The organism is Geodermatophilus sp. SYSU D00684 (assembly GCF_054050455.1).
Map to the genome: position 1 here is coordinate 1 of NZ_JBJGZI010000041.1, position 12099 is coordinate 12099.

Consider the following 12099-nt stretch of genomic DNA (forward strand, 5'->3'; position numbering starts at 1 on the left):
CACCGTACGGCCCGGCGCCGGGCCGTACGGTGGGCCGGCGCCGGGCCCCCGCCGGCCCGGTGCGGGGCGACGCGGTGAGCGCCGCACCCCGCACGACGGCGGTGGAGGCGGGCCCCCGGCCGACGATCCTGTCGTGGCGCCGCCTGCTGATCTGCCTCGGCGGCGGCCTCGTCGCGGGCGGACTGACCACGGTCGCCGGTGTCCCCGACCTCGCGGTCCTCGTCGGCTGGGCCGTGGCCGCCGGCGGCCTGCTGTTCTGGGTGTGGCGGATCAGCTGGCCGCGCGACGCGGAGGGGACCAAACGCCTGGCCGAGCAGGAGGGGCAGACCCGGGTCACGGACACGGCCGTGCTGGGTGCGGCGGTGGCCAGCCTCGCCGCCGTCGTCGAGGGCCTCGTCCGGTCCAGCTCCGGGGGTGTCGTCGGCGTCGCCACCGTGGTGCTCGGCGTCCTGGTGGTGATCCTGTCGTGGGCGCTGGTCAACACGGTCTTCGCCCTCAAGTTCGCGCGCCACTACTACGCCGGTGGCGACGGCGGCATCGACTTCGGCCAGCGGGAGCCGCCTGCCTACAGCGACTTCGCCTACGTCGCGTTCACCGTCGGGATGAGCTTCGCGATGCCGGACACCCAGGTCGAGGACACGTCGATCCGCAAGGTCGCCCTCGGGCACGCTCTGCTGTCCTACCTGTTCGGCACCGTGGTGATCGCCGTGGCGGTGAACCTGGTGACCAACCTGGGGCAGCAGGGATAGCGCCGGGGGGACGGCCGACGCGGTGTCCACGGTGCTGCGCCCTCGCCCAGCCGGCCACGGCGAGCGCACCTCCCGGGGCCGTGGAGGTGGACCTGTCGCCCGGCACGGACGTGCTCGGCGTGGTTGCCGTCGGTGGTGTTCGCCCCCGTGCCCCCGTGTTCGCCGCGGGGCGGACCGGCAGGTCGAGCGACCCCCACCCGGAGTCCGGCGCCGGCGCCCACCGACGGTCCGGCTCCGCCGACGGACGCCGGCACCCCGGACGCGGGGAGGCGGAGGTCGCCGACGACGGCGGGATCGGCACCGTCGTCCTCCTCGCCGTGCCGGCGGTGGCCGGGGCCGTCGCCGCCGGCGTGGTCCTCCGCCGGAGATCCCGTCCGTGACCGGAGGACCGAGGGCCCGGCGGGGTGCATGCTGAGGGCGTCCGCAGCGGTCCAGCGCCGTCGTCCGCCCGGAGGACCGATGACCGAGTTCGTCGCCCTCGTCGCCGCGGGGGTCGTGGTCGTCGGCCTCGGCGCCCTGGCGGCCGGCTCCGTGCTGACCGCGGTCGGCTGGCTGGCGGTGCGCCTCGTCCGGCACGGCGGGGACGGAGGTCCGGGTCCCCTCGGCTCCACCCCTCGACCGGGGCGGGGTCCGCGGTGACGCGGGTCAGGGCCTCGTCGTGCGAGGCAGGCCTCCCGCTGTCGTCCGCCGCACCGCGGCCGGTGACCTCTCCCTAGGGTCGGGTCATGGCGATGCCACCGGTCTCCGGCCTGGACGTCGGCGTCCTGCTCGACCGGGTCGAGGGGACGGCGCCGATCGAGGCCCTGCGGGCCGCGGCGGAGGCGCTCGCGGAGATGCTCGGGGCGCGGGACCTGACCTTCCTGATCGCCGACTTCAGCGGCCGCGCGGTCGTCCGTCTCACCACGGGGATCGCCCGCGCCGAGGGCGGGCGGTCGCAGGCGGGCGCGCACGCGGAGACCCTGCCGCTGTCGGGCACCGTGTACGAGCGGGTGCTGTGGACCCAGGAGGCCGACGTGCGCCCGCTCGACGACGGGGCCCGGGTGATCGCCCCGGTCAGCGACCGGGGGGACGCGATCGGGCTGCTGGAGCTGGTCCTCCCGGTGCCCGCGGACCCGGCGGTGGTCGCCGACGTCGCCGCCGCCGCGCACGCCCTGGCCTACGTCGTCGTCGCCGCCCGCCGGTACACCGACGTGTTCGAGTGGGGGCAGCGCACCACTCCCTTCTCCCTGGCCGCGGAGATCCAGCGCCGGCTGCTCCCGGCGTCCTACACCTGCGAGGCCGGGCAGTTCACCCTCGCCGGCTGGCTCGAGCCGGCCGCCTCGGTGGGCGGGGACACCTTCGACTACACGCTCAACCAGGACTCGCTGCACGTGTCCATCACCGACGCCGTCGGTCACGAGGTCGAGGCCGCCCTGCTGGCCACGCTGCTGGTCGGGGCCCTGCGCAACGCCCGCCGGAAGGGCCTGGACCTCGCCGGGCAGGCCCGCTACGCCAACGACGCCGTCGCCGACAGCGCCGCGCCCGGGCAGTTCGTCACCGGACAGCTCCTGCGCGTGCACCTGTCGTCCGGTACGGCCATGGTGGTGAACGCCGGTCACCCGCTGCCGCTGCGGCTGCGCGCCCGCCGGGTGCAGGAGATCGGCCTGGACGTCGAGCCGCCGTTCGGTGTCGTGCCCCGCGCGTCGTTCCGGCCCCAGCAGTTCCGGCTGACACCGGGGGACCGGGTCGTCCTCCTCACCGACGGGATGCAGGAGCGCAACGCCGCCGTCCTCGACGTCGCGGCGGCCCTCCGCGACACCGCGGACCTCCACCCCCGGCAGGTCGTCCAGGAGCTGGGGGCCGCGGTCCTGCGCGCGACCGGCGGCGACCTCCGCGACGACGCCACCGTGGTCTGCCTGGACTGGTACGGAGGTCCCCCGCGCCGCCGGGACAGCGCGCACGGCGCCGACGCCGGCCGCGCCTCGTCCGCGCGGTCCCCCCACCGCCCGGACGCCTGACCGCGGGCGCGGACCCCCGGGGGTCAGAAGGGCCGGTCCGCCCCGCGCCCGGCGGCCCGGTCGCGCTCCCGCGACGCGAACTCGCGGGCGTCGCGGGCCTCGCGGCGGAGGCGCTCGCCGTCCTCCGGGCGGGTCTCGGCGAGCTGGTCGAGGGTCGCGGCGAGCCGCGTCTCGGTCTCGGCGATGCTGCGGGAGGTCCGGGCGAGCGCGTCGGCCAGCTCCTCCCGCCGGAGCAGGAGGTCCGCGGCGCGGCGCCGCCCGGCCTCCGCCCGCCGGGCGAGGTGCCGGGTCCGGTCCGCCGCGCCGGCGGGCGGTGCTCCGCCGTCCTGCCGGGACGCCATGGCCGACAGCGTGACGCACAGGCGCGCGCCGCGACACCCCCGTGCCCCGGGACGACGGCGGGGACCGGGACCCCACCCCGACGGGGGACGGCCCGGCGCGGCTGCTTGCGCAGGTCGGCAGACTGCCGGGGTGATCGAGAGCGCCGACTCCGCCGGGACGACCGCACGCATCCCCTCCCTCCCGGCCCCCCGGACCGCTCCGGTCCCCACCCCGTCCGACGACACGCTGCTCGTCCCGGGGGAGACCTGCTGGCGGATCGAGCGCGCCGACCGGCACGCCGTCTTCGTCGACGCCGCCGACTACTTCGCCACCCTCAAGCGTGCGGTGCTGCGCGCCGAGCGGCGGGTGCTGTTCATCGGCTGGGACTTCGACCCGCGCATCCGGATGGACCCGCGCACGCCCGGCCGCGCCCGCGACGACCGCCTGGGCCGCGTGCTCGAGCACGCCGTCCGCGCCAACCCGCGGCTGGAGATCGGCGTCCTGCAGTGGGACCTCGGCATGGTGGTGGCGCTGACCCGCCGCATGGCCCCGATCGTGCTGCTCGACCGGCGCACCCCCGACCGGCTGCGGTTCACCGTCGACACGCACCACCCGCTCGGCGGCGCGCACCACCAGAAGATCGTCGTCATCGACGACTGCCTGGCCTTCGCCGGCGGCATCGACGTCACCGCCGACCGCTGGGACACCTCCGAGCACCGCGACCGCCACCCGCTGCGGCACCGGCCGCACACGACCCGGCTGCGCGGCCCCTGGCACGACGTCACCAGCCTGGTGTCCGGCCCGGCCGCCCGGGCGATCGGCGACCTCGCCCGCGAGCGCTGGGAGAGCGGCACCGGGGAGCACCTGGAGCCGGTGACCGACGTCGAGACCTGCTGGCCCGAGGGGGTCGAGACCTTCCTCACGGACGTCGACGTCGCGGTCTCGCGCACCCGCCCCGAGTACGGCGGCGCCGAGCTGGTGCACGAGATCGAGCTGCTGTGGCTGGCCGTGGTCGCGGCCGCCCGGCGCACCGTCTACGTCGAGACGCAGTACTTCGCCAACCGCCGGGTCGCCGAGGCGATCGCCGAGCGGCTGCAGGAGCCCGACGGGCCGGAGTTCGTCGTCGTCCTGCCGCGGTCGGCCGACGGCTGGCTGGAGAGCAAGGCCATGGACACCGCCCGGGTCAAGCTGTTCGACCTGGTGTCCCGCGCCGACCGGTACGACCGGTTCCGGCTGCTCGTGCCGGTCACCGAGGAGCGCCGGCCGATCTACGTGCACGCCAAGGTGACCTGCCTCGACGACCGGCTGCTGCGGATCGGCTCGGCCAACCTCAACAACCGCTCGATGGGCCTGGACACCGAGTGCGACCTGTCGATCGAGGCCCGCACCGGCGACCCGCGCCGCGACGAGCTGGCCGCGGCGGTCCTGGGCATGCGCCACCGCCTGCTCGGCGAGCACCTCGGGGTCGCGCCGGAGGAGGTCGCGGCCGCGGTGGAGGAGCACGGCGGGTCGCTGGTGCGCGCCGTCGACGCGCTGATGCGCCCGACCGGGCGCTCGCTGGTGGCGTTCGAGGCGCCGGACCTCGACCCGGTGGAGCGGCTGCTCGCCGAGACCGAGCTGCTCGACGCCGAGCACACCCCGAACCGCTGGCGCCGGGTGCGGCGGGCCTTCGCGGGCCGCCGGCGCCGCCAGCGGGGCTGAGGGCGAGCGGGTCAGAACCCGAAGAGCAGGCCCAGGCCCGCGACGGTGAACAGCACCATCACCAGGACCAGCGGCAGCTGGTCCGACGCCGGGGCCCGCGGCGCCACCCGCAGCGCCTTCTCGTGGGCCAGCAGCACGCCGACGACGTGGCCGAGCACGACCGCGCCGACCTGCACCCAGGCGATGAGGTCCGGACTCACCGCGCGCAGGTCCACCACGTTCGCCGCCGTCCCGAACAGGTCGGCGCCGGTGCCGAACGGGTCGCTGGCGAGGATCCACGTCGTCTGCCCGTCGAGGGCGAGCAGCGAGAAGTAGTGCGCCACCGTGTAGCCGACCGCGATCGGCACCACCGACGCCGCGTACAGCCGGGGCTGCGGGCCCAGCGGGAGGCGGCCGAGGCGGCCCGAGAGCCGGGTGCCGAGCAGGTAGAGGACCGCGACCAGCGCGGTGCAGGCGGCCAGCCCGGCGGTGCCGGACAGCGTGTCGTCCGCCGCTCCCGGTCCGGTCTGCCACCACGCGGTGCGCGACAGCCCGTCGAAGCCGGTGGAGCCGAGCAGCACCACCACGACGGCGGCCAGCCCCCGGCTGTCCGGGCCGGCCATCGCGTTGGTCAGCGGCGAGCGGACGACGACCACGCCGTCGTCGCGCCGGCCGACCACCGACAGCCGGCCCAGGACGGCCGAGTACACCTCGAAGCCGTCGCCGCGGGCGAACCACCCCTCGCCGAACCAGGCCGCCGCGGCCAGGTGAACGACCGCGTACGCGACGAGGAAGACCGCGACCGTGACCGGCTCCGACCGGCCCGGGTACACCAGCTCCAGCCAGACGAAGGCCAGCAGCGAGCCGGCCGCCGGCCACAGTCCCAGGGCCGGCAGCCGGTCGGCGCCGCGCGGCGGCCCGGTGAGCGCCCGCAGGCCGCGGGCGAGCAGCCGCAGCGGGTTGAGCACCCGCCACACCGGCCCGAGCAGCAGGCTCGCCGGCACCAGCCCGACCCAGAAGGTCACGTAGAGGACCCAGGGCGCGAGGTTGTCCGCCGTGTCGTCCGGGCCGGCCAGCGCCACCGCCAGCACCAGGACGGCGACGGCGAGCGCGACGGCCTGCAGGCCCCGGCGCAGCGGCACGCTGTCCGCGGCGCGCTGCACCCGGGCCGGCAGCGGCCGCCCGGAGGCGGCGTCGCCGAGCCTCGGCCGGCGCCAGAACAGCAGCAGGACGGTGAAGCTGACCAGGACCGCCGCGCCGGCGCCGTAGAGCGCGAGACCCAGGGGGAGCGGCAGGTCGGTGCGCGACCCCACGCCGTGGGCGAGGACGGTCACCCGACCTGCAGCGACAGCAGCACCCTGCCCGTCCCGTGCAGCTCCACCTCGAAGACCCCGGGGACGTCGGCGGGGAACTCCACCGTCGCGGGCGCGCCGGGGGCGAGCTCGGCCGTCCGGTCGTAGCCGTGCACGTGCACCTGGTCGGCGACGTCGCCGGTCACGGTGAGGGTCACCCGCTCCCCGAGGGGGACCGGGACCCGGCCGGTGTCGCCGGTGACCCGCCCGCCGGCGACCTCCACCGCGAGCGCGCGGCCGGCGGGGGTGGTGGGGGCGGCCGTCGACGCCTCCGGGGAGGGGGCCGGGGTCCCCGACGGCGCGCCCGCGGCGGACGGCGCGGTCCCGGCGCACCCGCTCAGCGCCACGACCGCGAGAGCGGCCAGGGCCAGGCGGCGGGTCACCGGCCGGCTCCGCTCGGCGCCGTGGCCGGGCGGTCCACCGGCCGGTCGGGGAACCGCTCGCCGGCGCTGCCGCGGCGCGCGTAGCGGCCGACGCCCCACGAGATCGCCGCGACGATCGCGATGGTGCAGGCGAGGACGACGAGGTTGGCCGCGGTCCACAGCCCGCCGCCGGAGTCCTTCAGCTCCCGCTGCAGCAGGTCGACCTCGGGGATGGCCGCGCGGGTGACCCCGTCGGTGGCGGCGATCTCCTCGGCCGGGATGGCCGGGTCCTCGGGCAGGTAGACCGGCACCGCGGTGAGCACGCGGCCGTCGTGGATGCGCAGCATCGTCTTCCAGTCGTCGTGCACCGGCACCGGCTCGGTGGTCCGGTACTCGCCCGGCCCGGTGCGCTCGAGGTCGGTGACGACCAGCCCCTGGCCCTGCCACGCGGTGATCTGCACCCACGCCGGGTCGTCGAGGGCGTCGGCGGGGTCCAGCCGCACGGTGACGTCCGCCGTCCGCGGGTCGGTGGTGACGTCCTCGATCGCGAGGGTGGCCTCGAGGTCGTCGGGCACGGTCGCGACCAGGCCGTTGGCCACGCCGCCGGCGAGGGCCAGCAGGCTGAGGACGAGCACGCCGCGCGCCACGGCGGGGCGGGGCAGCCGGCGGCGCAGGCCGAGCGCGAGCAGGGCGCCGAGCAGCCCGCCCGCGACCCCGCCGACGACGGCCATGAGGGCGCCCTCGACCAGGACGTCGCCGTTCCACTCGAGCACCTGGGTGACCCGGGTCCAGAGCCCCTCGACCGCCGTGCCGGCCGTGCCGACCAGCACGCCGGCGACCGCGCCGAAGCCGAGCGGGCGGCGGGCGAGCGGCCAGGCCAGCGCGAGCAGCTCGACCAGCAGCGCGGAGCCGAGGTAGAGCGGGAACTGCGGCGTGATCTCGCCGAGGACCGGCCCGACGACGACCGCGATCGTGCCGCGGACGACGAGGAAGAACCCGGCGGCGGCCAGCGCCCCGCCGCGGCCCATCCAGAGCCGGGCGGCGACCAGCGCGGCCCCCGCGGCGCCGGCGATCATGAACGGCTCGAGCACCAGGCGGAACTGGGGGACGTCGAAGTCGAACTCGCCCTGGAACACCGACAGGCCCAGCAGCAGGCCGCCCATGGCCGAGGCCTGGCGCACGAAACGGGCGCGGTCGCCCACCTCCCGGCCGCCGTGCCCCCGGTCGCCGTGGCCCTCCATCTCCAGCACCAGCAGCCCGACGATCGACAGGCCGGCGCCGCCGATGAGCATGAGGTGGGTGGGGCCCCACAGCGTGACGTCCTGGCCGAACAGGCGGTGCCAGACGTCGTCGAGGGGGAAGCCGAGCAGGGCGTAGAAGCCCGCCGCGGTGAGCAGCACGCCGCCGACGGGCACGTCCCAGCCGCGGACGAACCGGACGGCGGCCGGGCCCGGGCGCTCGTCCAGCGGCATGGCGCAGGCCAGCACGCCGCCGGCGAAGACCCCGAACAGACCGAACAGGATCAGGTAGTGCGCCGGGTTGGCCAGCGGGCCCTCGTCGCGGCCGACGCCGATGTGCAGCGCGATGTCCCACATCATCCCGAGCAGCGCGACCAGCAGCGACGCCGTCGTCAGCACGGTCGGGAGGGCGACCCAGCCGGGGACGTGGGTGGCCCGGCCGAGGGCGTCCCCGGCGCGGGCGAGCACCGTGGTCCGGCGGGTGCGGTGCGCCCACACCAGGCCGAGCAGGGCGGCGGTGAGGGCGAACCCGATGGCGGAGGCGAGCACGACCTCGCCGAGCGCGGCACCGCCGGCGGGACGGTCCTCCACGGCGAGCAGCACGGGTCCCAGGGACGTCACCCGGCTATAGAACACCGATCGACGTCACATCGCAAAGTGGCACATCGCCATACCGTTACGATCGGGTCCTGATGGAGGCTGAGGAACGGGCTGCCGAGGGCGACCGCGAGCGGGAGCTGACGGTCGACGAGCTCGCCGCGCGGGTGGGCATCACCGTGCGCAACGTGCGGGCGTACGCGGCCCGCGGGCTGCTGCCCCCGCCCCGGCTGGTGGGGCGCACCGGCTACTACGGGCCCGAGCACGTCGCCCGGCTGCTGCTGGTGCGCGAGATGCTCGCCGAGGGCTACTCGCTCGCCGTCATCGAGCGGACCCTGGCGACCGCCCCCGCCGTCGGCGGCTCGGCCGCCCTCGCGCTGCACCGCGCCCTGCTCGCGCCCTGGCTGCCGCCGGAGCCGGAGGAGACGACCGCCGAGGAGCTCGCCGCCCGGGCGGGCGTGCCGGTGGACCCGGCCACCGTCGACGAGATGGTCCGGCTGGGCCTGGTCGAGCGGCTCGACGACGGCCGGCTGCGGGTCAACGACCCGCCGCTGCTGACCGCGGGCCTGCAGGTCGTCCAGCTCGGCGTGCCGCCGTCGGCGCTCATCGCCGCCCAGGCCCGGGTGATCGAGCTGGTGCGGGAGATCGCGGCCACCTACGTCGGCATGTTCGTCGAGACCGGGTGGCGCGCGCTGTTCGCGGAGGGCTCGCCGCCGGACCAGCTCGACCGGGTGCGGGCCGTGGTCGACCGGCTGCAGCCGGCCGCCGCGCAGGCGCTGCTGGCGAGCTTCCGCACGGAGATGGCCGCCGCGGTCGGCGCCGCGGTCGAGGCCGAGCTCGGCGCGCTCGCCGAGGAGTGAGCTAGGGGGACGGCCGGTCGCGCCCGGCCGACGGCTCGTCGATGCGCTCGTGCGAGCCGTCGAGCCCGTCGCGCTCGCGGGCGGCCAGCCGCCGGTCGCGCACCACCGCGGCGACGACCACCGCGACGAGGACCGCCGCCGGCACGAAGAACCCGGCGGTGGCGATGAGGCTCAACCCGTCGGTCGCCAGGACGCTCGTGCCGGACACGCCCTCATGTGACACCGATCGATGTCACGGTGTCAAACCGGCGTCGAGGGTCCGCGGTCGTCGAGACCTGCGGTCTCGTGGCCGTCAGGGTCCGATCGCCACGGGAACGCAGGACCGGGTGGGGCCGGCGTCGTCGAGGTCTCGTTCCCGGCATCCGATGCCGGGTAGGGCGCGGGGCATGGCCACCACCACCTTCGACTTCACCGGCTCCGTCGTCCTCGTCACCGGCGGCGGGACCGGCATCGGCCTGGCGATCACCCGGGCCTTCCTCGACGCCGGCGCCACCGTCGCGATCACCGGCCGCCGGCGGGAGCGGCTGGAGTCCGCCCTCCAGGGCGTGCCCGCCGGGCGCGGGGCGGCGCTGCCCGCGGACGTCTCCGACCCGGCCCAGGTGCGGCGGCTGGTCACCGACGTCGTCGACCGGTTCGGCCGGCTCGACGTGGTGGTCAGCAACGCCGCCGGCTACGAGAGCGGGGAGGTCACCGACCTCGCCGACGACGCGTGGGAGCGGATGCGCGCCACCAACGTCGACGCGTTCTTCCACCTCGCCAAGGCCGCGCTGCCGCGCCTGGCGGAGTCCGGCGGCAACCTGGTCGCCGTCTCCTCGGTGTCCGGGCTGCGCGGGGACTGGGGGCAGGCCGGCTACAACGCCACGAAGGCCGCGGTGACCAACTTCGTGCGGTCGCTGGCGCTGGACTGGGGCCCGCGCGGCGTCCGGCTCAACGCCGTCGCGCCGGCCTTCACGTTCACCGAGCTCAACGCCGACGCCCCCCGTGACGACGCGTCGTTGGCGCCCTTCCGCAACCGCATCGCGCTGGGCCGCCCGGGGGAGCCCGAGGACATCGCGCCGTCGGTGCTGTTTCTCGCCTCCGAGGGCGCCCGGTACGTCACCGGCGCGGTGCTGGCCGTCGACGGCGGCACCAGCGCCTCCACCGGCCAGGCCCACGTCTGAGGTGCACGGGTGACCGCCCGCGCCGCCTCCGACCGGCTGGCGTTCGTCGCCGGCGTGGTCGCGGCCGCGCCGGGGGAGCGGGTGCTGGAGGTCGGCTGCGGCGCCGGTGTGCTGGTCACGGAGCTCGCGGCCGCGGTCGGCGGCGGGCGGGTGGTCGCGGTGGACCGGTCGGCGCGGATGGCCGCCGCGGCCGCCCGCCGCAACCGGGAGGCGGTCGACGCCGGCCGGGTGCGGGTGGTCGCCGCGCCGCTGCTCGACGCCGACCTCGCCGGCGAGCGCTTCGACGCCGTCGTCGCCGTCGACGTCCGCGCGTTCTGGACGCCCCCGGCGCCGGAGTGGGACGTCGTCGCGCGGGTGCTGGACCCGGGCGGGCGTGTGGTCCTCGGCTTGTCGGTGATGCGCCCGGACGACCGGGACCGGGTGCGGGCCGCCGTGGCCGGGCCGGCGGGGGAGCGCGGGTTCGCGGCGACCGCGACGGCGGAGGCGGCCACGGTCCCGTTCCCGACGGCCGCGATCGAGCTGCGCCGTCCGGGGTAGGGAAGGGGCACCCACCGACCGGAGGACCTGCGATGACCGACGAGCTGCCCGGCGACCTCTACGGCTACGAGACGCTGCTGGACGACGACGAGCGCAAGGAGCTGGCGGGCATCCGGCGCTTCCTGGCCGAGGAGGTCAAGCCGCGGGTCAACGACGCCTGGGCGGCGTCGGAGTTCCCGATGGACCTGGTGCCGCGCTTCGCCGAGGAGGGCATGGTCGGGCGCAGCTACGACCTGGAGCACCGGCCGCGCGCCTCGCGGCTGTTCACCGGGTTCATCGCGCTGGAGGCCGCGCGGGTCGACCCGTCGATGGCCACGTTCCTCGGCGTGCACAACGGCCTGTCGATGGGCTCGATCGTGCAGCTGGGCTCCGACGAGCAGCGCGCGCGGTGGGTGCCGGACATGGTCGCGCTGGAGAAGATCGGCGCGTTCGCGCTCACCGAGCCGCACGGCGGCTCCGACGTCGCCCGCGGGCTGGAGACCACCGCCCGCCGCGACGGCGACGGGTGGGTCATCGACGGCGCCAAGCGGTGGATCGGCAACGGCACCATCGCCGACGTCGTCGTGGTGTTCGCCCGCGACGTCGCCGACGACGCGGTGAAGACCTTCGTCGTGGAGAAGGGCACCCCCGGGTTCACGCCCACGAAGATGGAGGGCAAGTACGCCCTGCGCACCGTGCAGAACGCCGACATCGTCTTCGACGGCTGCCGCGTGCCCGCCGAGAACAAGCTCGAGCACGGCAACTCCTTCACGGACGTCAACCGGGTGCTCAAGCTGACCCGCGGCGGCGTCGCGTGGTCGGCGGTCGGCTGCCAGATGGGCGCCTTCGAGGCGGCGGTCGCCTACGCCAGGGAGCGCGAGCAGTTCGGCCGCCCGATCGGGGGCTTCCAGCTGATCCAGGACCTGCTCGCCCGGATGGCCGGCAACGTGACCGCGAGCCTGGGCATGGCGGTGCGGGTGTCGCAGCTGCAGGAGGAGGGCGTGTTCAAGGACGAGCAGGCGGCGCTGGCCAAGGCGTTCGTCACCGGCCGCGCCCGCGAGACGGTGGCCCTGGCCCGCGAGCTGTTCGGCGGCAACGGGATCCTGCTGGAGAACGACGTCGTGCGGTACTTCGCCGACGCCGAGGCCCTCTACTCCTACGAGGGCACGCGGGAGATCAACAGCCTGATCGTCGGGCGGGCGCTGACCGGGCTGAGCGCCTTCGTCTGAGAGGGGCCCCTCGCGAGGGGGAGGCCGCCCGCGCCCGG

Annotated in this window: 13 protein-coding genes; 8 read left to right on the top strand and 5 right to left on the bottom strand. The window is 76.5% G+C overall.

All coding sequences use genetic code 11. The annotated features are described in order from the left end of the window. Positions 1 to 74 precede the first annotated feature (74 nt). The 3 genes from ACI79L_RS22335 (at position 75) to ACI79L_RS22345 (ending at position 2746) form a co-directional block, all read left to right on the top strand. Positions 75 to 749 carry a DUF1345 domain-containing protein gene (locus tag ACI79L_RS22335; protein ID WP_456938898.1) on the top strand — a complete coding sequence of 225 codons (675 nt, stop codon included), beginning with the start codon at positions 75 to 77 and terminating at the stop codon, positions 747 to 749. Positions 750 to 1208: 459 nt separating this feature from the next. Then, a complete protein-coding gene (locus ACI79L_RS22340; protein WP_456938899.1) occupies positions 1209 to 1388 on the top strand; it encodes a hypothetical protein in 180 nt (59 codons plus the stop codon). Positions 1389 to 1474: 86 nt separating this feature from the next. After that, the gene (locus ACI79L_RS22345) at positions 1475 to 2746 is read left to right on the top strand and encodes a PP2C family protein-serine/threonine phosphatase (protein WP_456938900.1); all 1272 of its coding nucleotides are present in this window, start codon (positions 1475 to 1477) and stop codon (positions 2744 to 2746) included. Positions 2747 to 2769: 23 nt separating this feature from the next. Here the strand turns inward: ACI79L_RS22345 and ACI79L_RS22350 are convergent, their stop codons facing one another. Beyond that, positions 2770 to 3087: a hypothetical protein gene (locus ACI79L_RS22350; protein WP_456938901.1), complete on the bottom strand. Its 318-nt coding sequence runs from the start codon at positions 3085 to 3087 to the stop codon at positions 2770 to 2772. 130 nt (positions 3088 to 3217) lie between these two features. On the opposite strand from ACI79L_RS22350, the gene ACI79L_RS22355 reads away from it, so the two are divergent. Continuing rightward, positions 3218 to 4768, top strand: coding sequence for a phospholipase D-like domain-containing protein (locus ACI79L_RS22355; RefSeq protein WP_456938902.1), 1551 nt, complete (start codon positions 3218 to 3220; stop codon positions 4766 to 4768). Between the two features lie 11 nt (positions 4769 to 4779). Here the strand turns inward: ACI79L_RS22355 and ACI79L_RS22360 are convergent, their stop codons facing one another. From ACI79L_RS22360 to ACI79L_RS22370, 3 genes are read right to left on the bottom strand one after another with little or no spacing between them, the layout of a single operon-like run. Beyond that, positions 4780 to 6081, bottom strand: a complete 1302-nt coding sequence (locus ACI79L_RS22360; RefSeq protein ID WP_456938903.1) for a hypothetical protein — start codon at positions 6079 to 6081, stop codon at positions 4780 to 4782. Then, positions 6078 to 6482, bottom strand: a complete 405-nt coding sequence (locus tag ACI79L_RS22365) for a hypothetical protein (RefSeq protein ID WP_456938904.1) — start codon at positions 6480 to 6482, stop codon at positions 6078 to 6080. The genes ACI79L_RS22360 and ACI79L_RS22365 overlap by 4 nt, the downstream gene beginning before the upstream one ends. Further along, positions 6479 to 8320 carry a hypothetical protein gene (locus ACI79L_RS22370; RefSeq protein ID WP_456938905.1) on the bottom strand — a complete coding sequence of 614 codons (1842 nt, stop codon included), beginning with the start codon at positions 8318 to 8320 and terminating at the stop codon, positions 6479 to 6481. Before ACI79L_RS22370 ends, ACI79L_RS22365 begins: the two co-directional genes overlap by 4 nt. A gap of 71 nt (positions 8321 to 8391) precedes the next feature. Between ACI79L_RS22370 and ACI79L_RS22375 the strand changes: the two genes are divergently transcribed. Next, the gene (locus ACI79L_RS22375; protein WP_456938906.1) at positions 8392 to 9156 is read left to right on the top strand and encodes a MerR family transcriptional regulator; all 765 of its coding nucleotides are present in this window, start codon (positions 8392 to 8394) and stop codon (positions 9154 to 9156) included. Between the two features lies 1 nt (position 9157). Here the strand turns inward: ACI79L_RS22375 and ACI79L_RS22380 are convergent, their stop codons facing one another. Continuing rightward, a complete protein-coding gene (locus tag ACI79L_RS22380; protein ID WP_456938907.1) occupies positions 9158 to 9364 on the bottom strand; it encodes a hypothetical protein in 207 nt (68 codons plus the stop codon). Between the two features lie 178 nt (positions 9365 to 9542). Here ACI79L_RS22380 and ACI79L_RS22385 point away from each other — a divergent pair, with 178 nt between their 5' ends. From ACI79L_RS22385 to ACI79L_RS22395, 3 genes are read left to right on the top strand one after another with little or no spacing between them, the layout of a single operon-like run. Then, positions 9543 to 10316 carry an SDR family NAD(P)-dependent oxidoreductase gene (locus tag ACI79L_RS22385; protein ID WP_456938908.1) on the top strand — a complete coding sequence of 258 codons (774 nt, stop codon included), beginning with the start codon at positions 9543 to 9545 and terminating at the stop codon, positions 10314 to 10316. Positions 10317 to 10325: 9 nt separating this feature from the next. After that, positions 10326 to 10853, top strand: a complete 528-nt coding sequence (locus tag ACI79L_RS22390; protein ID WP_456938909.1) for a methyltransferase domain-containing protein — start codon at positions 10326 to 10328, stop codon at positions 10851 to 10853. A gap of 32 nt (positions 10854 to 10885) precedes the next feature. Then, a complete protein-coding gene (locus ACI79L_RS22395; protein WP_456938910.1) occupies positions 10886 to 12061 on the top strand; it encodes an acyl-CoA dehydrogenase family protein in 1176 nt (391 codons plus the stop codon). The last annotated feature ends 38 nt before the right edge of the window (positions 12062 to 12099 follow it).